Source organism: Marinobacter sp. (assembly GCF_044799475.1).
Taxonomy (GTDB): Bacteria; Pseudomonadota; Gammaproteobacteria; order Pseudomonadales; family Oleiphilaceae; genus Marinobacter.
In genome coordinates, this window is sequence record NZ_CP085217.1 from 1,508,213 (window position 1) to 1,531,473 (window position 23,261).

Below are 23,261 nucleotides of genomic sequence, written 5' to 3' on the forward strand. Positions count from 1 at the left end.
GTTACTGTTTTTTTGCGCTGGCTTGCTTCCGGTTCAGATAGCGATCAGACCGCTTCTTCACCGGTTTCGCCGGTACGAATCCGGATGGCCTGTTCGAGCTCTGTCACAAAGATCTTGCCGTCGCCGATCTTGCCGGTGTTGGCGGCCTTGGTGATGGATTCGATGACCTGGTCCAGCAGGCTGTCACCGATGGCAACTTCCACTTTGACCTTGGGCAGGAAATCCACCACATACTCGGCACCGCGATAAAGCTCGGTATGTCCCTTCTGACGCCCGAAGCCTTTTACTTCGGTTACGGTAACGCCCTGTACGCCAATCTCGGATAACGCCTCACGAACGTCGTCCAGCTTGAAAGGCTTGATGATCGCTGTCACAAGTTTCATTGGTTTCTCCTTGGTAAAGCCGCCCCGGTACATCGGATCCTGGGATGCTGGTAACGGGTTCGGGATGCTGCCACCTCGCACACTCTGTGCGGATTGCGTACAAGGCTTCTAGCATCGGGTGTGCCAACGCAAAAAAACAGTTTAATAACAATGGCGTAGCCGATATTGGCTCTATAATGGCCCATTTGGGTGCGCCATTATAGAGCATTGGTCAACGCAATGAACCAGTCTGGTGCAGAACGCCGGTTCCGGACAGAAGACCCGCCCGGAGCATCGCCGACAGTATGGCAGGCGGCCGGTTATGTTACACTCCACGCCTTCATTGTGGCGTCAATAGTGTCCTGTTTGAATGGGATCTTCGTCGAGAATTCCGGATTGGCGCGAATCAGCTATCCGAAATCTTCCGGCCCTGGAATCTGCCAGCGCCGGAGATCTTCCAGAAAGAGGTGGATTGTGAAAGGACCCCAGGATTTTCTGAATCAGCTGCAGGGCCAGTTTGGCCAGTTCGTCCCTGATATGGCCCGCGCGGCGAAGGATGACTTCGAAAATCACGCCCGGGCCGCCGTAATGGGCGTGCTCGCCAAACTGGATCTGGTGACCCGTGACGAGTTTGACGCCCAGCAGGCGGTACTGATGCGGACACGGGAAAAAGTTGAAGCACTTGAAAAGCAGGTCGCCGAGCTTGAACGGAAGCTTGGCTGACAGGCCGGCAGGTGGCTGCAGGACGCAGGCCACCATACTGATATTGCTGCACCCTGAAGGGGCGCACTGACTTCATACAAAGACACCAGGGAAGGCTGTCATGCTTGCAACTGTTCATACCCGCGCCCGGCTGGGCGTTTCCGCACCCCCGGTAACCGTGGAAATCCATCTCTCCAATGGCCTGCCGGCGCTTTCTATCGTCGGATTGCCGGAAACCGGGGTCAAGGAAAGCCGGGAGCGGGTGCGTAGCGCTCTGCTCAATGCCGGGTTTGAGTTCCCGGCCAAACGCATAACCATCAATCTTGCTCCCGCTGACATGCCCAAAGAGGGCGGCCGTTTTGACCTGGCCATTGCTCTGGGCATCCTTGCGGCCTCCGGCCAGCTTCCCATGGAAGGCCTGACCGGGGTCGAGTGCGTCGGAGAGCTGTCCCTGGATGGCGCCCTGCGGCCTGTCCGCGGTGTGCTGCCGGCAGTTCTGGCGGCCCGGGCCGACGGCCGGCAGATGCTGATTCCCTCCGCCAATGCCGAGGAGGCATCCCTCGCTGGCGGTGACGATGTGATGGCTGCGGATCATCTGTTGGGTGTCTGTGCCCATCTGACCGGCTCTGAACGACTGGCGCCTCTGCAACCAGTCGTTCTGCGGGACACGGACCCGGAAGCCCCGGATCTTTCCGATGTGAGGGGTCAGCAGGTTCCCAAGCGGGCGTTGGAGATTGCTGCGGCTGGCGGTCACAATCTTCTGCTTTTTGGGCCTCCGGGAACAGGCAAAAGCATGCTGGCGAGCCGCCTGCCCGGCATTCTGCCGCCCCTGACTGATGCCGATGCTCTGGAAGTGGCCAGTGTTCACTCGGTGGCGGGGCTGCCGGTGCGTCACGGCCAGTGGCGCCGACCGCCTTACCGCGCACCCCATCACACGGCTTCCTCCGTGGCCCTGGTCGGTGGCGGCAGCAGCCCCAGACCGGGGGAGATTTCCCTGGCCCATCGTGGCGTGCTTTTCCTGGATGAGCTGCCGGAATTCGACCGTCGGGTGCTCGAAGTGCTCCGGGAGCCCATGGAATCCGGCGAGATCGTGATTTCCCGGGCTGCCCGCCAGCTGACCTATCCCGCCAGGTTTCAGGTGATAGCCGCCATGAATCCCTGCCCCTGCGGCTATCGGGGCCACCCCTCCATTGACTGCCAGTGCTCGCCCCAGCAGGTGATGCGATACCAGAACAAACTGTCCGGCCCTCTGCTGGACCGCTTTGACCTCCATGTGGAAGTTCCTGTGCAGAGTGGCGATGTGCTCATGAAACGGACCGCCGAGCCAGTAGACAGCGCCCAGGTCCGGACCAGGGTGGAGGCGGCCCGCCAGCTCCAGGTGGCCCGGGGGTGCGTGAATGCCCAGCTTTCGGGCAGGCTGCTCAACCAGCATTGTGCGCCAGGCGAGGAAGGCGAGCTGCTGCTGTCCCGCGCCATGGAAAAGCTCGGTCTGTCAGCTCGCGCTCTGCATCGCATCCTGCGGGTGGCGAGAACCCTCGCTGACCTGGCGGGAGAGGAAGCCATAGGCCGTCCCCATTTGGTGGAGGCTCTGGGTTATCGAAAACTGGACCGGCCGCGGACTCAGGCAGTGCCACAGGTATAGAACCTGGCCTCTCCCATCGAGCGCGCAACCGGCTATCCTCTGGTAAACTGAAGTTCTTTATTTCATGCCAGAGCAGCCGGTGAGCCGCATCACCGTGAGGGAGAGCAATGACAGAGCAGCATGATTCATCTGATACCAATCCCCCCAGGGAGCCGGTGACTACGCGCCGGGGCATTCGCAGCTTTGTACTGCGCCAGGGCCGCATGACCGAAGGCCAGAAGAAGGCCTATGAGCGTTGCTGGCCCAAATATGGCCTTACCCGGGAGCAGGGGGTGATCGACCCGCGGGAAGTTTTTGGCCGGGAAGCCTGGCTCAACCTGGAAATCGGTTTCGGCATGGGGCATTCCCTGGCAGACATGGCTGAGGCGGCGCCTGAGCAGGACTTCATCGGAGTGGAGGTGCACCAGGCCGGTGTCGGGGCCCTGCTGAAAGAGATCGAAGACCGGGGTCTGGAGAATGTCCGGATCTACGCCATTGATGCCAATGAAGTGATCGACCACTGTCTGCCGGATGCCTGGCTGGACCGGGTGATGCTGTTTTTCCCCGACCCCTGGCACAAGAAGCGTCATCACAAGCGGCGGCTCGTTCAGCCGGAATTTGTCCAGCGCATCCGGCACAAGCTGAGGGTGGGCGGCATTTTCCACCTTGCCACAGACTGGGAAGACTATGCCGGGCACATGATGGAAGTGCTCAGCGCCTCGGAAGGTTTTGCCAATGCCGAGGGCGAAGGCCAGTTTGCCAGCCGGCCGGAGTATCGGCCGGTCACCAAGTTCGAGCAGCGTGGCGCCCGTCTGGGCCATGGTGTCTGGGACCTGGTGTTCCGCCGCACCAACTGAGGATGTTTCAGAGGAAGCGTTAGAGAAACCGTTCCAGCAGTGTGTTCAGGTGACGCCGGCCAAGGGGCGTTGCCTGCAGCCGGCCCTGGTGCATCAGGCCCTCTTTGCGAAGGATGTGCAGGGTGGCTGTGATGGAGTCGAGGGACAGGCCGGTGCGTTCTGCATACAGGTGCTCAGGAACGCCTTCATTCAGGCGAAGTGCGTTCATGAGGAATTCCAGCGGCAGTTCGTCCGGCTCGATGTCGCTGCTGCCGGCCAGAAAATTTCCGATCCGGTTGAGATAGGCCTCAGGCTGGCGGGTTTTCCAGTATCGCCGGATACTGCCTGTCGGGCTGGTGACCTTGCCGTGGGCGCCGGCTCCAATCGCCAGGTAGTCCCCAAAGGTCCAGTAGTTGAGATTGTGCCTTGAGGCCCGGCCGGGCCGGGACCAGGCAGAAATCTCGTAATCCGAATAGCCTGAGGACCGAAGAAGCCCCGCGCCGGCATCATAAATGTCACTGAGGCGATCATCATCCGGAAGATCCGGCGGTCTGGAATAAAACTCCGTGTTTGGCTCAAGGGTCAGCTGGTACCAGGACAGATGGGGCGGTTTCCAGGCAAGGGCCGCCTCAAGATCGGCAGTCGCAGCTTCTGGCGACTGGCCGGGCAATCCGTGCATGAGATCCAGGTTAAAGTTGCTGAAGCCGGCAGAAAGCGCCGCTTCGACGGCCCTGTGGGCAGCCTTTTCGTCATGGATGCGGCCCAGTGCCTTCAACTGGGCAGGATCGAAGCTCTGGATGCCAATGGAGAGCCGGTTGATGCCGGCTTCGCGGAAACCCTGGAAGCGGCCGGCCTCCACTGTGCCAGGATTGGCCTCGAGGGTAATCTCGCAGTCCTCTGCAAAGCTGAGTTTCTGTCGAAGGCCTTCAAAGAGCTGCTGGAAAAACGCCGGTGACATCAGGGATGGCGTGCCACCCCCAATGAATACCGATTCTATGGACCGACCAGCTGCGGCCGGCAGTTCCTGCTCAAAGTCACTGAGGAGTGCCTTCAGGTATGCCTGCTCTGGTAGCTCGCCCGTGTAGGCGTGGGAGTTGAAATCGCAGTAGGGGCACTTGCGCACACACCAGGGGACATGAATATAGAGACTCAACGGCGGGAGGCCGGGGAAACCTTCTTTCATTGCAGGCTCACCTGGCCGGTGTGATCAGGGCCAGCTGGTCCATCAGCGATCTCAGGGCGCGGCCCCGGTGACTTATGCGGCCCTTTTCCGTCCGTGACAGCTCTGCGGCTGTGCAGCCGGTTTCAGTGACCTCAAAGACCGGATCGTAGCCAAATCCGCCCTCGCCCCGGGGCTCTGTCAGTATTTCGCCTTCCCACCGTCCATGGCAGATCAGCGGTGTGGGATCCTTGGCGTGGGCCAGGTAAACCAGCACGCAGTGGTATTGGGCCCGGCGTTCGCCCTCGGGTACACCCGCAAGGGCGTCCAGCAGGGCGCGAACATTGTCCGCGTCACTGGCGCTCTCACCGGCAAACCGTGCAGAGCGGACGCCGGGCTGCCCGCCCAGTGCATCCACCGCCAGCCCGGAATCATCGGCCAGAGCGGGCAGCCCCGTCATGACGCAGGCGTGGCGCGCCTTGAGGATGGCATTTTCCACAAAGGTAACGGCTGGCTCGTCCGCCTCGGTGACCCCGAGGTCCTTCTGCGCTACCGGCTGAATCCCCAGTGGCGAGAGCAGGTCCGCGAATTCCCTCAGCTTGCCGGTGTTGTTGCTGGCGATGACCAGTTGCATTCTCTGGCTGCTCATTGGCGGTCATCATAGAGGGTCTGGGTCACCCGGATCGGAAGCTCCAGATCCTGGCCCTGGGGGCGGGCCGTGATCTGGAAAGTCAGCAGTTCACCCGAGCTGTACTGGAACTGGGCGAGAAAATACACGGCTTCACCCTCGGTGACCCGGCGAAAGCCGAGAAAGTTGCTCTGCTGTATGTCGTTGAAGACCTGCCCCTCCACCTGGCCGGAGATCGGCTTCAGGCCGCCATCGTCCTGCTTTTTCATGATACTGACGTTGACTACGCCGATGGACTGGCTGCGTTGGAGTTTGTACTGCTCGGCTATTTCCGGGCTCAGGAAGGTACTGGGAAAAATGCTGTACTCGACCTTGTAGTCGCCGAAGTCAACCGAGTCTGCCGACACAGCTGGCGCAAGGATCGCCAGCATGAATGCTGTCAAAAGGGTCACTGTGGTGCGGATAGGGTTTGTCATTAGTCCTCCTCTTGCCGGGTGATCCGGTAGATGGCTATCTGGCCCAGCATGTTGGGCCAGAGACGGCTGAGCCATCGGTCACGGTGTTCCCCGTCGACCACCGTGCGGGTTTTGATGCGAACATTTTTGCGGTAACAGAGCGCCTCAAAATCCTTGAACGTGCAAAGATGGATGTTGGGCGTATTGTACCATTTGTAGGGGAGTGTCTCCGATTCCGGCATTCTCCCCTTACGTATTAAATACCAGCGCAGGCGCCAATAGGCAAAATTGGGAAAGGTTACAATGCCTTCCCGGCCCAGTCGCAGCATTTCATCCAGCACCAGATCCGGGCGCCGCACGGCCTGCAGGGCCTGGGTCATCAGCACGGTATCGAAGGTCTGGTCGTCAAAGTTCCCGAGGCCCTGGGTGTCGAGGTTCTGCTCGATCACCGAGACACCCCGGGCCATGCAGGCAGTTATGTCGTCCGGGTTGATCTCCAGGCCGAATCCCGAAGCCTGCTTCTCCTTCTGCAGGTAGTCCAGCAGAACGCCGTCGCCACATCCCAGATCCAGCACGTGACTGCCGGGTCTGATCCACTGGCCGATGATTTCCAGGTCGGGTCTCATGCACCCACCTCCCGGCCCACACGGTCGAGATAGGCTTTGAATACGTCGGTGTAACGGGGAGTCGGGATCAGAAAGGCATCATGGCCCCAGGGAGCGTCTATCTCGGCGTAGCTCACCCGCTGTCTGGCGGCGATCATGGCATTGACCAGTTCGGCGGAGCGCGCCGGCGTAAATCGCCAGTCGGTGCTGAAAGACAGCACCAGAAATTCGCATTTTGCCTGTTCCATGGCCTTCGCCAGGTTGTTGTCGAACTCGTAGGCCGGATCGAAATAGTCCAGCGCCCGGGTCATCAGAAGATAGGTATTGGCATCGAAAGACTCTGAAAAACGTTCGCCCTGGTACCTCAGATAGCTCTCCACCTGGAACTCGGCGTCGTAGCCGAATTTGTAAGCCTGGTCCCGCAGTTCACGGCCGAATTTCTCGCCCATTGAGGCGTCCGAGAGATAGGTAATGTGACCCACCATGCGAGCGAGCATCAGGCCCTGCCGGGGGATGACATTGTGATCGTAATAGCGCCCGCCGTGGAACTCCGGATCCGAGGTGATGGCCTTGCGGGCTACCTCATTGAAGGCGATGTTCTGTGCCGTGAGGCGGGGAGTGGAAGCAATTACCGCCGCATGCCGCAGCCGGTCGGGGTAGGAAAGGCTCCACTGCAGGGCCTGCATGCCACCCAGGGAGCCACCCACCACTGCCGCCCAGCAGTCAATTCCCAGCCGGTCCGCCAGCATCGCCTGGCTCTGGACCCAGTCTCTTACAGTGATTACGGGGAAGTCGGGGCCATAGGGCCGGCCGGTGGCAGGGTCCGTGCTGCTGGGGCCTGTGCTGCCGTTGCAGCCGCCAAGATTGTTGAGGCTGACCACGAAAAACCGGGAGGTATCAATAGGTTTGCCCGGGCCGATGCAGCTGTCCCACCAGCCGGGCTTACGCTCGTCTCCGCTGTGGTAGCCGGCGGCGTGGTGGTGTCCGCTCAGGGCATGGCAGATCAGGATGGCATTGCTGGCGTCCCGGTTAAGGGTGCCGTAGGTCTCGATGACCAGATCCCAGGAAGCAAGTGTCCGGCCGCAGGCGAGTGAAATTGGCTCGTCAAAGTGCAGGGTTTGCGGAATGACTATTCCTACGGAGTCCGCTGGCAGGGAATCGGGCATCGATGCGATGGTTTCCTGAATCGATCGGTAGTGGAGTGGCCATGAGCCGCCCCGGGAAATGGGCGTATGTCCGGGCCGTCGGGTAGCCGGACCAGGCCGGTGTCAGCCAAGCAGTTTAAAGGGGGGGAGGGGCGGCTGCAACCAGCGCGCCCGCAGCCGGCATCACGCGATGCCGGAAATATTGACCACTTTCTGTTGAATGAGGGTGGGGGCGGGTTTGCGGATCTGACGGTGCATGTTTTCTGCCAGTTCAAGTTGCCGGCGAAGGTCAGCGATGGTGTCCTGGAGCCTCGCCCGCTCTTCCCTGGCCCCTTTGTCATTCCGGACCATGTCCCGGATACGGCGGATCTGGTGTTCCAGCAGCTGTTTCTGTTCCATCGAGTACTGCATGATCGGGAGCAGTGCCTCTTCCGGCCAGCGCTCAACATCTTTGCGCACCCGCTGATGCAGGGTCCGGGCCTCCCCGACAATGACATTGAAGAAGCGCCGGATCAGCAGTGTCTGCTCGGTCAACATGCTGCGGGGGTTGCGCCGGAATCGGTTGGCTTTCTTGCGCAGCTCGCGTATGGCAATCACATGGCGGCCCGCCCTCAAGGGTATGGGCTCAAGATGGCGGGCCCGGGCGTCTTCATTGTAGCGGCGGTAAATGGCACCCACCATTTTCTCTGCCAGATTGCCCTCGCTCATCAGGTTGGTGAGGTCGCCCTCCAGCAGTTCAAAGAAATGGTTCATGCCCCGGCTCATGCCTGCGGTCGTCCAGCTGGATGTCATCAGCTCGCGGACTTTTTCCACGTGGCCTTCAAAACGCTCCTCGCTCACCAGTTCCTCGAGTGTGTTGCCCTGGGACTGCATCAGGCGCCGGCTGGAGCGCAGGGTAATCAGTTTCCTGTAATAGAAATCATAATCCTGCTGCGCCCGGTCGGCCAGACGGCCCAGGGCATCGCGGTCCATGTGAGTTTCCGAGCACGCGGCAAGTTCCTCCTGCAGGTTGTCCAGCCGGCTTTGCATGGCAGCCTGGCTGTTCTGGAGCATGCCCACGAGATCGTTGATCAGGGTCTGGGTGATCAACTGCTCTTTCTGCATCAGAATGCGATCGATGATCAGACGCTCAAGCTCCGGGAGCTGACTGCGCCGGAACAGAGCGTCATCCTTGCGCACCTTGCCAATCAGGCCCTGTTTGGCAGATACCGGCAGCACATCAGCGGGCCGGATGCCCAGGTGATCTGCGGTGTAGTGCCTGATCCTGTTGATGGATTCACGGGTGTGGGCCTCACCCTGAAGGTCATCCCAGAGCACGTCGATCTTGTTGAGCACCGCAAACCGGCCGGCACGATGGTCCGCGTTTTCGGTGGCTATGTGCTCTTTCCAGATGGTCATGTCACTGGCGGTAACCCCTGTATCTGCACTGAGCAGGAAGATTACAGCGTGGGCGCTGGGCAGCAGCGTGATGGTCAGTTCCGGCTCCGAGCCCAGGGCATTGAGGCCAGGAGTATCGAGAATGCGAAGCCCACGCTCAAACAGGGGGTGCCGGATACTTATCTGGGCGCTTCGCCAGGCCGGGATCAGTACCTGGCCCGGGTTCTGGCGGTCGTGCTCCAGCATGTCCTGGTCAAAGCCCAGCTCCCGCGCCTCGTTGCTGGACACGCTCTTCACCCTGGCCACTTCTGCCAGGACCTCCCGCATGACTTCCGGGTCGCGGTCGTCGAGATCGTGGCGCACCCAATGCTCCGCTTCCCGCCGCAGCTGCTGCAAAGAGCGTTCGCCCCGGCGGGTTTCTATGGGTAGCAGGAGCAGGTAATTCCGGTTTTCCGTGCGGTCATAGAACAGCTCGGTGGGGCACATGGTGGTGCGGCCTGCCTGGGAAGGCAGCATGCGCTGGCCGTAATCTGCAAAAAACAGAGCATTGATCAGCTCGGTCTTGCCCCGGGAGTACTCCCCCACAAAGGCGATTGTAAGCTCATCTTCAATAAGCAGTTCAAGCCCCCGGCGGATGCGGTTGCTGATATCGTCGGAAAAAAGGTCGTTGTCCTGGAGCCAGAGCCGATACCGGCTTATCTGGCGGATAAGCTCTTTCTTCCAGGCGTGGTACGCCTCAACCTGCTGCGACAAGCTTCCGTTTGAATTCATTGCGCCGGCCTTCTGATCCTGGGTGCGCCAGGGGAAGGCGCGTGACTGGTCTCTTGTGACAGCTTAGGCGGTCCGCGGACGGAGGTCCGTGAACCTGTATGCAATCAGGACACACTTGTATACCAGAGGTCGGCTGCCTGGTCAAAAAATCTTTGTTAATCAGTTGTGTGCGGCCGACGCATCGGCCGTTACATCGCGTTTCAGATTGTAAAATGTTGTTTCCGTGAGGTCTGTGTCACAGCACTACGCCGATGCTTCCAAGACCGGCTGCCATCGCCATTTCGTTGATCATCAGGGAAATGGCATTGAGGATCAGGAAGACCACGATCGGTGACAGGTCCAGGCCGCCCAGGGAAGGCATCACGTTGCGTACCGGGCGCATGACCGGTTCGGTAATCTGGGAGACCAGCTGGATTGCAGGATGGTTGCTGCCTGGTGCGATCCAGCTGACCACCACCACAGCGATCACGGACCAGAAGTAGATTTTTACGATGAGGCTGAGCACGGTAATGACAGACCATGTCAGGAGCGTCAGGGGGTTGATGGAGGGCAGCCCGCCACTGAGCGCCATAAGGATGAGCAGAAAAGTGATCATCTGGACAAGAATGGCAAGCACGAGCGCGGCCCCGTCAACGCTGCCCCAGCCGGGGATGATTTTGCGCAGGGGGCGCAGTGGGGCGCTGGTGGCCTTGACCACAAACTGGGAAATGGGGTTGTAGAAGTCAGCGCGGGCCAGCTGAAGCAGGAAACGTAACAGGACGATTGTCATGTAAAAGGTCGAGATAATCTGCAGAGAGGTGATCAGGATCTGCGCCAGCATGAAAGAAAACTCCGTTGTGAATCATCATCTTTTGGTAGTGGCAGTCGCCCCGGCTTGCAGCCAGGACGTTCCCCTGTCAGGTTTTTCCGTTGCTGCCCTGACTGGCAAGCTCCTTTGCCATCTGTTCGGAGCGGTCAAATGCTGCCCGGTAGGCCTTGCGGACCAGGTCTCTCATGCCGCCCTGCTCAAATGTATTGATGGCCTGTTCGGTGGTGCCCCCGGGAGACATGACATTGCGCTTCAGCTGCGCCGGGTCATGCTCGCTGCGCGCAGCCATTTCGGCGGCCCCTGCCATGGTCTGGATGGCCAGGGCGCGGGCAGTCTCGCGCTCGAGTCCCGCTTCAGTGGCGGCCTCTTCGAGCGCTTCCAGCATCAGGAAAAAATAGGCCGGGCCACTGCCGGACAGCCCGGTTACGCCGTGCAGAAGTGACTCTTTTTCCACCCAGAGAGCGGTACCTATGCTGCTGAAAATGCTTTCCACCATCTCCCGCTGTTTCCCGCTGACCTGGTCGTTGGCGAAAAGGCCGGCGGCCCCTTTCCCGACGAGGGAGGGGGTGTTGGGCATGACCCGCACCAGCGGCAAGCCGCCGCCCAGCCATTCATCCAGGGTTGCAGCCTCAAGGCCGGCAGCGATGGAAACCACCAGCGGGCGCGTGTTCTGGACAATGGGCGTTATGTCTTCACATACCTGGCGCATCACCTGGGGTTTGACCGCCAGTACCACCAGGTCAGCCTGCTGGGCGCAGTGACGGTTGTCGGTAGTGACGCTGACGCCAAAACGGCGTTTGATGGTCTGCAGGTGACTGTCGTCAGGGGCGCTGACCCAAAGGCTTGTGGCCTGGAAGCCGCTGTCCAGCATGCCGCCTATAATGGCACTGGCCATGTTGCCGGCACCGATGAAGGAAATGGTTGGAGATCTGCTCACGGTAAAACCCCGTCTGGCGAGTGTGTGTAAGAATAGTAACAGGATAAAGCCGATTCAGCTCCCGGGGTGACGCTCGCCGAAAATCGCCGTGCCCACGCGCACAATGGTGGCGCCTTCGGCAATGGCCATCTCCAGGTCATCGGACATCCCCATGGAAAGGGTGTCCAGCGGGCCTGGCCGAGGTTCCCCGGCGCGCAGGTTCTCAAGGGCGTGGGCGAGCGCGCGAAAGCTCTGTCTGAGATCCCCGTCAGGCTGGTCCGGGTCGGGTATGGCCATCAGCCCCCGCAGGCTCAGGCCGGGCAGTTCGGCAATTGCAGCCGCCAGCTCCGGAAGATCTTCCGGGGTGCAGCCGGATTTACTGGCTTCCCGGTTGATGTTGACCTGAAGGCAGATGTTCAGGGGAGGCTGGCCGGCGGGCCTCTGTTCGCTCAGGCGGCGGGCGACCTTGAGGCGGTCAACGCTGTGAACCCAGTGAAACTGGCCGGCTATGTCCCGGGTCTTGTTGGACTGGATGGGGCCGATGAAATGCCACTCCAGATCTTCCAGATCAGCGAGGGCCTTCATCTTGTCCAGCGCCTCCTGCAGGTAGTTTTCGCCAAAGGCCGTCTGACCGGCGGCGGCGGCCAGACGCAGCTCGTCCGGGCCCCGGGTCTTGCTCACGGCAAGCAGCTGGACCTCCTGTGGCGCGCGGCCGGCAGCCAATGTTGCTTTTTGTATGCGTCGGGTTACGCTCCCGAGGTTGTCTGCTATGCTGGTCATAGTGCAAATCCGGCGATCACTGGCGGCTGAAACAGACTGACACGTTACCCGCAGGCCACTGAAATGCCAAGGTAAAAAGCTTTCCGAGGAATTCCATGGATATTACTGAACTGCTTGCTTTCTCGGCAAAACAGGGTGCGTCCGACTTACACCTGTCCGCCGGGCTTCCCCCGATGATCCGCGTTGATGGTGACGTTCGCAGAATTAACCTCCCGCCCATGGCCCACAAGGAAGTGCACGGGCTGATTTACGACATCATGAACGACAAGCAGCGCAAGGATTTTGAAGAATTCCTTGAAACCGACTTTTCGTTTGAAGTACCTGGTGTTGCCCGTTTCCGTGTCAACGCTTTCAACCAGAACCGGGGTTCCGGCGCGGTCTTCCGGACCATCCCTTCCAAGGTGCTGACCATGGAAGATCTTGGCATGGGCCAGATCTTCAAGGATGTCTCCTCGGTGCCCCGCGGGCTGGTGCTGGTGACCGGGCCAACCGGTTCCGGCAAGTCCACCACCCTGGCAGCGATGCTCGATTACATCAACGACACCCGTTATGAGCATATTCTGACGGTCGAGGACCCGATCGAATTCGTCCACGAATCCAAAAAGTGTCTGGTGAACCAGCGCGAGGTCCACAGGGATACTCTGGGCTTCAACGAGGCCCTGCGCTCCGCTCTCCGGGAAGATCCGGACATCATCCTGGTGGGTGAGTTGCGGGACCTGGAGACTATCCGCCTTGCGCTTACCGCGGCGGAAACCGGCCACCTGGTATTCGGCACGCTGCACACCACCTCCGCCGCCAAGACGATTGACCGGATAGTGGACGTATTCCCCGCCGCCGAGAAGTCGATGGTGCGGTCGATGCTGTCGGAGTCCCTGCAGGCGGTTGTTTCCCAGACCCTGATGAAGAAAATGGGGGGCGGGCGGATTGCAGCCCATGAAATCATGATTGGTACTGCGGCTATCCGGAACCTGATCCGGGAAGACAAGGTCGCGCAGATGTATTCAGCCATCCAGACCGGTGGCTCCCTTGGCATGACCACGCTCGACCAGACCCTTCTGAAACTGCTGCAGAAAGGACTGATTTCCCGCGAGGCGGCCAGGGCCAAGGCCAAGATGCCGGACAACTTCTAGCCGGTCTATTTTCAGTAGAACTGCACAGGTGCGCTCATGGATTTTGAAAAACTGCTTCGTCTGATGGTCGAAAAAGGCGGTTCAGACCTTTTTATCACGGCGGGTGTGCCGCCCAGCATGAAGGTCAACGGCAAAGTGCTGCCTGTGACCAAAAATGCACTGACTCCGGAGCAGACCCGGGAGTTTGTTTATGGCTCCATGAACGACAAGCAGCGGGCCGAGTTCGACGAAACCCAGGAGTGCAACTTCGCCATCAGTGAACGGGGGGTCGGCCGTTTCCGGGTCAGTGCGTTTTTCCAGCGCAACCTCTGCGGCATGGTGCTGCGCCGGATCGAGGTGAAGATTCCCCAGCTGGACGAGCTTGGCCTGCCGGACATCATCAAGGACCTGGCCATGACGAAGCGGGGCCTGATTATGTTTGTGGGGGCCACAGGCACAGGCAAGTCCACTTCGCTGGCGGCGATGATCGGCCACCGCAACCGCAACAGCCGCGGTCACATCATCTCCATTGAGGATCCCATTGAATTCGTTCACCAGCATCACAGCTGTATCGTGACGCAGCGGGAAGTTGGGGTGGACACCGAAAGCTTTGAGGTGGCCCTCAAGAACACCCTGCGGCAGGCGCCCGACGTGATTCTGATCGGGGAGGTGCGCACGCGGCAGACCATGGAATACTCAGTGCAGTTCGCCGAAACCGGCCATCTGTGTCTCGCCACCCTGCACGCAAACAACGCCAACCAGGCTCTGGACCGGATTATCCAGTTCTTTCATCCTGATCAGCACAACCAGATCTGGATGGACCTTTCCCTGAACCTCCGGGCCATAGTAGCCCAACAGCTGATCCCTACGCCGGATGGCAAGGGGCGCCGGGCGGTTATTGAAGTGCTTATCAATACACCGCTGGTGGCAGACATCATCCGCAAGGGTGATGTGCACAAGCTGAAAGAGCTTATGGCCAAGTCCGGGGAAGCGGGCATGCGTACCTTCGATCAGGCCCTGTACGAGCTGTACGCCGAAGGTGCCATTACCTACGAGGACGCTCTGGCTCATGCCGATTCCGCCAACGATCTGAGGCTGATGATCAAGCTGGGCACAGACGCACAGGGAGCCGACCGACTGTCGCAAAGCATCGACAAGCTGTCGATCCAGGGCGACTGAGCCAGGGGGCCCTGACTCCTGCCGGAAGGAATGGGGGCAGCCGGGGCCGCCGCCTCAGTGGGCCTCGTCCCAGTTGTCGCCAGCCCCGGCTTCCACCAGCAGCGGTACCTTCAGGCTGGCTGCTGCGGACATGCGGCTGGTCAGGCCTTCCCGGATTTCTTCCATGACCGCTTCCCGCACCTCAAGTATCAACTCATCGTGGACCTGCATCACCATCCGGGCATCGTCCGGATAGTCCCTTAGCAGCCAGTCTTCCACGGTCACCATGGCCAGTTTGATGATGTCGGCGGCGGTTCCCTGCATGGGGGCGTTGATGGCGGTCCGTTCTGCGGCCTGCTGCATCTGCTTGTTGCGGGCGTTGATCTCCGGCAGGTACAGGCGCCGTCCGAACAGGGTTTCGACATAGCCATCGTCGTGGGCCTGGCGGCGGATGTTGTCCATGTACTCCAGCACCCCGGGGTAACGCTCAAAATACCGGTTGATATACTCCTGTGCCACCTTGCGCTCAACGCCAAGCTGCCGGGCCAGGCCGAAGGCGGACATGCCGTAGATCAGGCCGAAATTGATCGCCTTTGCGCTCCGTCTGTGATCATCGCTCACATCATCGACAGAGGTGCCGAACACCTCAGCCGCCGTTGCCCGGTGAATATCTTCCCCCTTTTCAAAGGCGTCGAGCAGGCCCCGGTCCCCGGAAAGGTGAGCCATGATGCGAAGCTCGATCTGGGAGTAATCCGCGGCCACCAGCTTGCGGCCCTCCGGCGCAACAAAGGCCTGGCGGATGCGCCGTCCCTGTTCGCTGCGGATGGGAATGTTCTGCAGGTTGGGCTCGGAAGAGGACAGCCTGCCGGTTGCCGTCACCGCCTGGTGATAGGAGGTATGCACCCGACCGGTGCGGTGGTTGATCATTTCCGGAAGGCGGTCGGTGTAGGTGGATTTGAGTTTGCTCAGACTGCGATGCTCCAGGATCACCCTGGGCAGGGGATAGTCATGGGCCAGTTCCTGCAGGATGGGTTCTGCCGTGGAGGGCGCCCCTTTTGGGGTTTTCTTGATGACCGGCAGCCCCAGCTTGTCGTAAAAAATGACCTGCAGCTGTTTGGGGGAACCCAGGTTGAACACCTCGCCTGCCTGCTCGTGGGCCTCCTTTTCGAGTTCGGCCATGCGCTCTGCCAGTTCCTGGCTGTGCTGTTTGAGAGTGCTTGCACTGATCAGTGCCCCGCGTCTTTCCATACGGGAGAGCACGGGTACAAGGGGCAGATCGATGTTTTCATACACTTCTCTCAACCTGCCAGTTTCAGCGAGCCGGGGGCGCAGCACATGATGCAGGCGCAGAGTGATGTCGGCATCTTCCGCGGCATAGGGAGCAGCCTGCTCCAGGGTTATCTGGTTGAAAGTGAGCTGCTTTACCCCTTTGCCGGCAATGGACTCGAAGGTAATGGTGGGCTCGCCAAGGTACTGGAGTGCCAGACTGGTCATGTCATGCCGGGAGGCCACTGAGTTGAGGACATAGGACTCAAGCATGGTGTCCTCGGCAATGCCGTCAAGATGGATGTCGTGGTTGGCCAGTACATTTTTATCGTATTTGAGGTTCTGGCCCACCTTGGCGTGGGCCGGGCTCTCCAGCAGTGGTTTGAGCTGTGCCAGTACCGTGTCTCTGTCCAGCTGCTCCGGCGCTCCCATGTAATCATGGCCCAGGGGCACGTAGGCCGCTTCCCCTGGCTCAATGGCAAAGGAAAGGCCCACAATCTCCGCATTCATGTAGTTCAGGCTGGTGGTCTCGGTATCAAAGGCGAAGAGATCAGCCGCTTCCAGGCGCCGCACCCATTCGTCGAGCTCATCCTGGCGGGTCACCATGGTGTAGGTTCTGGTTACGGCAGATGCTGGAACCGGCTCCGCCCCCGGGAGGGGCGCCTCTGTGGCCGTGTTTGCGCCGTTCTTTTCCGGGCTATTCATGGCAGGGGCGGCGGAGCCATTCTGTTCGTCCAGTTCGGCAACCCAGTTCCTGAACTCGAACTCGCCGAACAGCTCCTTCAGCCGTGCCTTGTCCCTGGGCCTCGGATCCAGTTCCTCGATGCCGAATTCCAGTTTCACGTCCATTCTGATGGTGGCCAGTTCGCGGCTCAGGGGCAGAGTGTCGAGGGCAGCCCTCAGGTTCTCGCCAATCTTGCCCTTGATCTCGTCAGCATGGGCCATGAGGTTGTCGAGGTCGCCATAGGCTTGGAGCCATTTGACGGCAGTTTTGGGCCCGCACTTGGGAACGCCGGGGATGTTATCCACCGGGTCGCCTACCAGGGCCAGATAATCCACGATCTGTTCCGGAGCTATACCGAATTTCTCGATAACGCCTTCCCGGCCCATGGCGGTGGAGGTCATGGTGTTGATCAGGGTGACATGATCACTGACCAGCTGGGCCATGTCCTTGTCGCCGGTAGAGATGACTGCGCCCACACCCTTGTCCGTGGCTTCGTCCGCCAGTGTGCCAATGACGTCGTCAGCCTCGACATTCGGTTCGATCAGCAGGGGCAGCCCCATGGCTTCGATGATCTGATGAATGGGTTTTATCTGGCTGGCGAGGTCATCGGGCATGGGTGGCCGATGAGCCTTGTACTCTTCGTAGAGTTCATGGCGAAAGGTCTTGCCCTTGGCGTCGAACACCACGGCAATGGGGGAGTCGGGAAAATCATGCTCCAGCCGGCGGATCATGCTGATCACGCCTTTGATTGCTCCGGTGGGATGACCCTTGCTGTTAGTGAGCGGGGGCAGGGCATGATAGGCGCGGAACAGGTAGGAGGAACCGTCCACGAGAACGACCGGCGGGGTCTTTTGCTGGCTCATATCAAATCGGTCCGGATTCTGATTGAAGACTGGGAAGCGTTGTGTAAATCTCGGTAGAAGCGCCTGCTGATGACAGTTTTCACAGGCACCTCAACCATCTGATCAGCAAGGTTATCATGAAAACGAACCCTGTCCCCGGACTGCTCGCACTGACACTTCTACTTCCTGTTCTGGCGCTGGCACAGGGTTCCGAAGCGCTTGACGAGCCGGCTGAAACTCCCGATGAGCCAGTGGTAACCTCGGACTACCAGCGCAACCCCAACGAGCCCCAGGTGATCATCACATCGGGTGAAGATGCCACCTTTTACGAATACCGGGTGAACGGCCAGTTGCAGGAGATCAAGGTGGTGCCAAAGGTGGGCCCTGCCTATTACCTGGTTCCGGGTGAAAGCGGAGACCTCATGCGGGAGGACCGGCCTCGGACAATGGTGCCCAACTGGATTATTTTTCGCTGGTGACAGGGATGCAAAGCTCTCGTCAGCTTTTTCGCTGTTGTTTCCTTCCTTTAGTATGAACATTCTAATTTTAGTGCGTAATCTCGCTCCTGAACTCAGAGAACGGCGGATAGTCGCCGGTCAATGCTACTCGTGCTTCTTCAGGCACGAAGATCACACTCAGTAGGAGATTTATCATGGGTAAGCTCAAAAGCTATCAGCAACAGATTCAGGAAATTGTAGACAAGGGCATCAACACAGCAGAAGAGCAGCAGAAGAAGCTGGCTGCCAAGCCCTTTGATTACGCTGAAAGGCTGGAAACAGAAGTACGTCAGTACAACATCCACAACGTACGTCTGCGTTACAACAAGTACAGCGAAAACCTGTTCGACCAGCTTCGCAGCCTGAACAATCGTGTTGGCAGCTTTGCTGCTGATCTGGCCGCCAAGCTGGAGAAAGAAGCTGCTGAAGGAGCGGATTCCGTATCCGACACCGCAAAAGAAGTATCTTCTGCAGCCCAGACTGCCAAGAAAGAAGTTGCCGGTGAGAAGAAGACTGCAACCCGCAAGAGCTCCACAGCCAAGAAGTCTGCAGCCTCTTCAGAAACCACTTCTGCCTGAGGCAGCAAGGTTTCGAAAGCAGATTGTAAGCTGTAAGTAAAAGGCCGCCTACGGGCGGCCTTTTGTTTGTAGAATCCTGTGTTGTCGGGCAGAGGTTTACCGGAAAGCTAGTCGCTGTCGGCCATGTCGGCTTTTGCTGGGTCCAGGGGGAGTGTGCGCTCTTTGCCGGTGATGTTTTCCAGACGCCTTATGTCTTCATAAAACACCTTTCTGACGGCGCTTATCTCGGCATTCTGGACAACGATTTCCCGTTCGATTTCACGGACCTGGTTTTGCAGTCGGTCGATCTTTTCGAGGGTTGTCTGGGGTATTTCCCGGCCCGAGCGCTCAAGATCAGCGGCGCGGGATTGCACCTCGTCAAGCTGGTTGACAAGTACCGCAATGTTGCCGCGTTTGAGCTGGTTCAGGCTCTGCATTTCCTGGAGCTTGCGATACATGGCCTTGACGGCTTCGTCCGGGTGACTGAAGCGGCGTAGCAGTTTGGCATCTTCCTGCTGTTGAAGAGCCTGCTGTCTTGCCCGTTCTTCCGCGGCTGCGCGCTCGGCGAGCTCCTCCTGAGTGGGGGCAGGGTCAATGGTTTCCACCACCCAGCCTTTTTCATTGAGGATTTCATAGCCCCGGGACGATGCCTCCGAAGGCACGGTGTTGCTGATCACCAGTTGGCCATTCTCGTCCATATAACGATACATGCGGGCATCCACGGCAGTGCTGATGAGCAATGCCGAGGCCAGGGAAACGAAAAGGCTGGCTTTGACCGGGCGGTTCATGATTGGACGGATTGGCTCCAGAGGTGGTGAGATCCTTCATCTGAGCATAGCAAATCTGTGCGCCGGGTCCACGTTCTATCTGGTTAAGCAGTGTTGCAGTGTGTCAGGGACCTTTTCAGGCAGTCCTGGCTGCCAGCGGCAGGGTCGGTCAGACGCCATAGGTCTTCCGGTAATCCTCGACCAGTCTGGCATTGTCAGTAAAGTCCGGCCGGTTCTGAAGCCAGGCCAGTATCTGGTCCAGGCGGATAATGCTGACCACGGGGATTCCGAATTCGGCTTCCACCTCCTGGATGGCGGAGTGGTTGCCATTGCCGCGCTCCTGCCGGTCAAGAGCGATCAGTACTCCCGCCGGCTCGGCGCCTGCCTGGCGGATGAGAGCGATCGCTTCCCGGATGGCGGTGCCGGCGGTAATAACGTCATCTACGATCAGCACGCGACCGCGGAGGGGCGCGCCAACCAGAGTGCCTCCCTCACCGTGGGCCTTTTTTTCCTTGCGGTTGAAGGCCCAGGGCCGGTTGTCACCAGCCTGGGCCAGTGCCATTGCTGTCGCGGCAGCCAAGGGGATGCCCTTATAGGCAGGGCCAAAAATTACGTCATAATTCAGTCCGCTATCCCGGATTGCCGCGGCATAGGCGCGACCGAGCTGGACCAGATCATCACCCTGGCTAAACAGCCCGGCATTGAAAAAATAGGGGCTTTTGCGTCCGGACTTCAGGGTGAATTCGCCAAAACGGAGGACCTCCCGCTGGATGGCAAATTCAATAAAATCACGCTGGTAGTCGTACATGGCAAGGCTTCTGGCAGGCTGGGTTCTTTTAAAAGCGTATAAAACCGGTATCATACACTCAAACCGAATCAGGGAACACGTATGCGGGTAGTTTCGATCAGCGTCAATGGTCTGGCACAGGCCGTTGACAGGGGCTTCTTTGACTGGCTGGCCAGCCAGGACGCTGACGTTGTCTGCGTCCAGGACCACCGTATGAGGGCCTGGGAAATCGAAGACCTCGGCCTGATTCCGGAAGGCTACGAGGCCTATTTCATCGACGGCGAAAAGAATGAGGATGGTGGTGTCGGTATCTATACCCGGCACTTTCCCAAGGCCATCATGTACGGGTTTGCCAGCGAGCAGGCGGACCGGGAAGGCCGCTTCATACAGGCCGATTTTGACCGGGTGAGTGTGGCATCCGTGCTGGCACCGTCCGCCCTTGGTCGGGAGGATGAGCTGTTGGCCGGCGGGGAAATGACAGCGCTGGATCACAAGGATGCGTTCATGGAGGCGTTTGGCCTTCATATGCAGAAGACATTGCGCAAGCGTCGTCAGTTTATCCTGTGCGCCAATCTCCAGGCTGCCCACCACGTCACCGATGCCAGTTCCCGGTATCACAAGCTGGATGTCTCAGGTTTTCTGCCCCACGAGCGGGCCTGGTTCGACCGTCTGTTCGATGAGATGGGGGCCGTTGATGCGTTCCGGGAAATCAACCGCCAGAGCAATCAGTATACCTGGTGGCCTGAATGGGCAGAGGGGTGGCGCAGAAATGCGGGTATCCGGACGGATTACCAGATAGTGACACCGGGGATCCGCAAAACCGTCGCCGATGGCTGGATCGACAATTCCACCCGGTTTTCCGACCATGCGCCGGTTATAATGGACTACGACATTGAACCAGGTCTGTAGTTACGGACTGATCGGGTTCTGACGGCCCTCAGCCCTTTTCAGGGCTGAGGGCACCACTTATCACGCCTTTTCGAGCGCAGCATTCTGGATTTCAAACAGCTGGGCGATACCGCTTTTGGCCAGTTGCAGCATGTTATCAAGCTCCTCCTGCACAAACGGCGCACCTTCCGCTGTCCCCTGGATTTCGATAAAGCCGCCTTTGTCCGTCATGATCACATTCATGTCGGTTTCCGCCTCTGAGTCTTCCGGATAATCCAGGTCCACTACCGGCGTGCCTTTGTATATGCCCACGGAAACCGCCGCCACCATCTGAACCAGTGGTGAGCGTTTGAGCCGGCCGTTCTTGACCAGGCTGTTCAGGGCATCAACCAGGGCAACGCAGCCGCCAGTGATGGCCGCTGTACGGGTCCCGCCATCAGCCTGGATAACGTCGCAGTCAATAGTGATCGAGTGCTCGCCAAGCTGGGAAAGATCCACTGCTGCACGGAGAGATCGGCCAATCAGGCGCTGGATTTCCACCGTGCGTCCGCCCTGTTTGCCCCGGGCCGCTTCCCGGCCCATGCGGCTGCCCGTTGATCGTGGCAGCATGCCGTACTCTGCGGTAATCCAGCCTTTGCCTTCGCCCCGCAGAAACGGCGGAACCCGGTTTTCAACGGAGGCGGTACAGATCACCCTGGTGTCCCCGAACTCCACCAGCACTGAACCTTCGGCATGGCGCGTGTAATGGCGCGTGATTCGAATATCTCTGGGTTGCTCCGGAGGTCTTCCGCTTGGTCGCATAGTCAATCCTGAATTGGGTCATGAATGGTCGGCGCGCGCCGGCCGAAGAAGATGCAAAAGTATAACATGCAGGACCTCCGTTGCGGCGGAAGGTCGCCTCGGACGCTGGAGGGCTGCTAAACTGGGCCTCCCCGTTTACTGATCTTTTCGGAGCCGCCATGATCAGAAGTATGACAGCCTTTGCCCGGGAGGATGCCCAGGGCTCCTGGGGCGTACTGACGTGCGAGATCCGGACTGTGAATCACCGTTATCTCGAGCCCTCTTTCCGGTTGCCTGACGCTTTGAGGGAACTGGAAAACAGCTTTCGCGAATCTCTGCGCAAACAGCTCAGCCGGGGCAAGGTGGAAGTTGGCATGCGGCTGCAGACAGCGGAAGCTCCGGCACAGAACCTCCAGGTCAATGTGGAACTGGTAACAGCCCTTAGCGATGCAGCCAATCAGGTGAACCGGATTCTGGACAACCCGGCCCATATTGACGCCCTGGAGGTGCTTCGCTGGCCTGGGGTTCTTGCTTCGCCGGAGCTTGACTTCACTCCGGTGAAGGCCGCAGCCGCAGAGCTCTTTGAGCGCACGGTCGCCACCCTGGTGGCTGCCCGGGAACGGGAGGGCGCGCGGCTTCTGCCGCTGTTTCAGGAGCGTCTTGCGGCCATGTCCCGGGGGGTGGCCGAGGTGCGCAAACTGATGCCTGAATTGCTGGCGCGGCAGGAAGAGACCCTGCAGGAGCGATTCAGGGCCGCGAGCGTAGAGCCTGATCCGGACAGGCTGGCCCAGGAGATGATCATGCTGGCGCAGAAATCCGATGTGGCAGAAGAGCTGGAGCGCCTCGACGCCCATATTGCCGAGGTAACAGAGGCCCTGGCGCGGGAAGGGGGTATAGGCCGGCGGCTGGACTTTCTCATGCAGGAACTCAATCGCGAGGCCAATACCCTCAGCAGCAAGTCCATTGACGCCCGGGTGACCCGGGTCGCGGTTGACCTGAAGGTGCTGATCGAACAGATGCGCGAGCAGGTGCAGAATCTGGAATAGGCCGCGGCGGCGGATTAACCCAAGGGTGGAGTAGAGCCAGCAATGAATCAGGCAGTAGAAAAAGGCACGCTGTTCGTAATATCAGCGCCTTCAGGGGCCGGCAAGACCAGTCTCGTGACATCACTTGTTGAGAAGGACGAGAGGCTCAAGGTCTCCGTGTCTCACACCACCCGGCCAATGCGCAAGGGCGAGCAGCAAGGGGTCAACTATCACTTTGTTGATCGTGAGACCTTTGAGGCCATGATTGGTCGCGGTGAGTTTTTCGAATACGCCGATGTGTTTGGCAACTATTATGGTACGTCTCAGTTGTGGGTGGAGCAGACCCTGCGCTCAGGCCGGGACGTCATCCTGGAGATCGACTGGCAGGGAGCCGAACAGGTTCGCCGGCTGATGCCGGACTGTGTCGGCATCTTCATCGTTCCTCCGTCGCCGGAAGTGCTCCAGGCCCGGCTCCTGGGCCGTGGTACAGACTCTCCGGAAGTAGTTGCGCGCCGGCTTCGGGAAGCCGGCGAAGAATGCAGTCATGCGGTTGAATTCGATTATCTGGTGGTCAACGACCACTTCAACGTGGCCCTTCACGATCTCCAGGCGATTGTGTCTGCCCAGCGTCTCCGCATGGATGCCCAGCAGCGACGCCATGGCCCGCTTCTGTCTCAGCTGATTGGCGTCAGCTGA

Annotated in this window: 24 protein-coding genes; 10 read left to right on the forward strand and 14 right to left on the reverse strand. The window is 59.5% G+C overall.

Annotated features, from left to right (window positions below; all coding sequences use genetic code 11):
• Nucleotides 1–44: 44 nt before the first annotated feature.
• Nucleotides 45–383 (reverse strand): P-II family nitrogen regulator, encoded by a 339-nt coding sequence (gene glnK / locus LG327_RS07040; RefSeq protein ID WP_092020784.1) that lies wholly within the window; start codon nt 381–383, stop codon nt 45–47.
• A gap of 453 nt (nt 384–836) precedes the next feature.
• Here glnK and LG327_RS07045 point away from each other — a divergent pair, with 453 nt between their 5' ends.
• The 3 genes from LG327_RS07045 (at nt 837) to trmB (ending at nt 3,542) form a co-directional block, all read left to right on the forward strand.
• Entirely contained in the window at nt 837–1,085 is a 249-nt protein-coding gene (locus LG327_RS07045; protein WP_404367716.1) for an accessory factor UbiK family protein, read from the forward strand.
• Nucleotides 1,086–1,185: 100 nt separating this feature from the next.
• Nucleotides 1,186–2,706: a YifB family Mg chelatase-like AAA ATPase gene (locus LG327_RS07050; protein WP_404367718.1), complete on the forward strand. Its 1,521-nt coding sequence runs from the start codon at nt 1,186–1,188 to the stop codon at nt 2,704–2,706.
• A gap of 107 nt (nt 2,707–2,813) precedes the next feature.
• A complete protein-coding gene (gene trmB / locus LG327_RS07055) occupies nt 2,814–3,542 on the forward strand; it encodes a tRNA (guanosine(46)-N7)-methyltransferase TrmB (protein WP_404367721.1) in 729 nt (242 codons plus the stop codon).
• Nucleotides 3,543–3,561: 19 nt separating this feature from the next.
• On the opposite strand, the gene hemW is transcribed toward trmB, so the two are convergent.
• The 9 genes from hemW to LG327_RS07100 form a co-directional block, all read right to left on the reverse strand.
• On the reverse strand, nt 3,562–4,704 hold the full coding sequence (hemW, locus tag LG327_RS07060) for a radical SAM family heme chaperone HemW (protein WP_404367725.1): 1,143 nt from the start codon (nt 4,702–4,704) through the stop codon (nt 3,562–3,564).
• Between the two features lie 7 nt (nt 4,705–4,711).
• Complete coding sequence (rdgB, locus tag LG327_RS07065) at nt 4,712–5,329, reverse strand: RdgB/HAM1 family non-canonical purine NTP pyrophosphatase (protein WP_404367728.1); 618 nt, start codon at nt 5,327–5,329, stop codon at nt 4,712–4,714.
• Complete coding sequence (locus LG327_RS07070; RefSeq protein WP_404367731.1) at nt 5,326–5,784, reverse strand: DUF4426 domain-containing protein; 459 nt, start codon at nt 5,782–5,784, stop codon at nt 5,326–5,328. Before LG327_RS07070 ends, rdgB begins: the two co-directional genes overlap by 4 nt.
• The gene (gene metW, locus LG327_RS07075; protein ID WP_404367734.1) at nt 5,784–6,389 is read right to left on the reverse strand and encodes a methionine biosynthesis protein MetW; all 606 of its coding nucleotides are present in this window, start codon (nt 6,387–6,389) and stop codon (nt 5,784–5,786) included. Before metW ends, LG327_RS07070 begins: the two co-directional genes overlap by 1 nt.
• The gene (locus LG327_RS07080) at nt 6,386–7,534 is read right to left on the reverse strand and encodes a homoserine O-acetyltransferase (RefSeq protein WP_404367737.1); all 1,149 of its coding nucleotides are present in this window, start codon (nt 7,532–7,534) and stop codon (nt 6,386–6,388) included. Before LG327_RS07080 ends, metW begins: the two co-directional genes overlap by 4 nt.
• Nucleotides 7,535–7,696: 162 nt before the next feature.
• On the reverse strand, nt 7,697–9,661 hold the full coding sequence (locus LG327_RS07085; protein WP_404367740.1) for a dynamin family protein: 1,965 nt from the start codon (nt 9,659–9,661) through the stop codon (nt 7,697–7,699).
• 235 nt (nt 9,662–9,896) lie between these two features.
• Nucleotides 9,897–10,481, reverse strand: coding sequence for a YggT family protein (locus LG327_RS07090; protein WP_404367742.1), 585 nt, complete (start codon nt 10,479–10,481; stop codon nt 9,897–9,899).
• A 76-nt stretch (nt 10,482–10,557) separates the two neighbouring features.
• Nucleotides 10,558–11,406 carry a pyrroline-5-carboxylate reductase gene (gene proC, locus LG327_RS07095; protein WP_404367745.1) on the reverse strand — a complete coding sequence of 283 codons (849 nt, stop codon included), beginning with the start codon at nt 11,404–11,406 and terminating at the stop codon, nt 10,558–10,560.
• 54 nt (nt 11,407–11,460) lie between these two features.
• Complete coding sequence (locus LG327_RS07100) at nt 11,461–12,165, reverse strand: YggS family pyridoxal phosphate-dependent enzyme (protein WP_404367748.1); 705 nt, start codon at nt 12,163–12,165, stop codon at nt 11,461–11,463.
• Nucleotides 12,166–12,260: 95 nt separating this feature from the next.
• On the opposite strand from LG327_RS07100, the gene LG327_RS07105 reads away from it, so the two are divergent.
• Together LG327_RS07105 and LG327_RS07110 are read left to right on the forward strand one after the other, a co-directional pair.
• The gene (locus LG327_RS07105) at nt 12,261–13,295 is read left to right on the forward strand and encodes a type IV pilus twitching motility protein PilT (protein WP_404367751.1); all 1,035 of its coding nucleotides are present in this window, start codon (nt 12,261–12,263) and stop codon (nt 13,293–13,295) included.
• Nucleotides 13,296–13,331: 36 nt separating this feature from the next.
• Entirely contained in the window at nt 13,332–14,453 is a 1,122-nt protein-coding gene (locus LG327_RS07110; RefSeq protein ID WP_404367754.1) for a PilT/PilU family type 4a pilus ATPase, read from the forward strand.
• Nucleotides 14,454–14,507: 54 nt separating this feature from the next.
• Here the strand turns inward: LG327_RS07110 and polA are convergent, their stop codons facing one another.
• The gene (polA, locus tag LG327_RS07115) at nt 14,508–17,285 is read right to left on the reverse strand and encodes a DNA polymerase I (RefSeq protein ID WP_404367757.1); all 2,778 of its coding nucleotides are present in this window, start codon (nt 17,283–17,285) and stop codon (nt 14,508–14,510) included.
• Nucleotides 17,286–17,401: 116 nt separating this feature from the next.
• On the opposite strand from polA, the gene LG327_RS07120 reads away from it, so the two are divergent.
• Both LG327_RS07120 and LG327_RS07125 read left to right on the forward strand, forming a co-directional pair.
• Nucleotides 17,402–17,743 carry a DUF2782 domain-containing protein gene (locus tag LG327_RS07120; protein WP_404367759.1) on the forward strand — a complete coding sequence of 114 codons (342 nt, stop codon included), beginning with the start codon at nt 17,402–17,404 and terminating at the stop codon, nt 17,741–17,743.
• 173 nt (nt 17,744–17,916) lie between these two features.
• Entirely contained in the window at nt 17,917–18,339 is a 423-nt protein-coding gene (locus LG327_RS07125) for a hypothetical protein (protein WP_404367761.1), read from the forward strand.
• A 107-nt stretch (nt 18,340–18,446) separates the two neighbouring features.
• Here LG327_RS07125 and LG327_RS07130 read toward each other — a convergent pair whose 3' ends face one another.
• Nucleotides 18,447–19,106, reverse strand: coding sequence for a DUF4124 domain-containing protein (locus LG327_RS07130; protein ID WP_404367763.1), 660 nt, complete (start codon nt 19,104–19,106; stop codon nt 18,447–18,449).
• Between the two features lie 148 nt (nt 19,107–19,254).
• Nucleotides 19,255–19,893 (reverse strand): orotate phosphoribosyltransferase, encoded by a 639-nt coding sequence (gene pyrE, locus LG327_RS07135; RefSeq protein ID WP_404367766.1) that lies wholly within the window; start codon nt 19,891–19,893, stop codon nt 19,255–19,257.
• An 81-nt stretch (nt 19,894–19,974) separates the two neighbouring features.
• Between pyrE and LG327_RS07140 the strand changes: the two genes are divergently transcribed.
• Entirely contained in the window at nt 19,975–20,781 is an 807-nt protein-coding gene (locus LG327_RS07140; RefSeq protein ID WP_404367769.1) for an exodeoxyribonuclease III, read from the forward strand.
• 60 nt (nt 20,782–20,841) lie between these two features.
• Here the strand turns inward: LG327_RS07140 and rph are convergent, their stop codons facing one another.
• Nucleotides 20,842–21,561, reverse strand: a complete 720-nt coding sequence (gene rph / locus LG327_RS07145) for a ribonuclease PH (protein WP_404367771.1) — start codon at nt 21,559–21,561, stop codon at nt 20,842–20,844.
• A gap of 158 nt (nt 21,562–21,719) precedes the next feature.
• Here rph and LG327_RS07150 point away from each other — a divergent pair, with 158 nt between their 5' ends.
• Both LG327_RS07150 and gmk read left to right on the forward strand, forming a co-directional pair.
• Nucleotides 21,720–22,586, forward strand: coding sequence for a YicC/YloC family endoribonuclease (locus LG327_RS07150; protein ID WP_404367774.1), 867 nt, complete (start codon nt 21,720–21,722; stop codon nt 22,584–22,586).
• A gap of 42 nt (nt 22,587–22,628) precedes the next feature.
• Nucleotides 22,629–23,261, forward strand: a complete 633-nt coding sequence (gmk, locus tag LG327_RS07155; RefSeq protein ID WP_404367777.1) for a guanylate kinase — start codon at nt 22,629–22,631, stop codon at nt 23,259–23,261.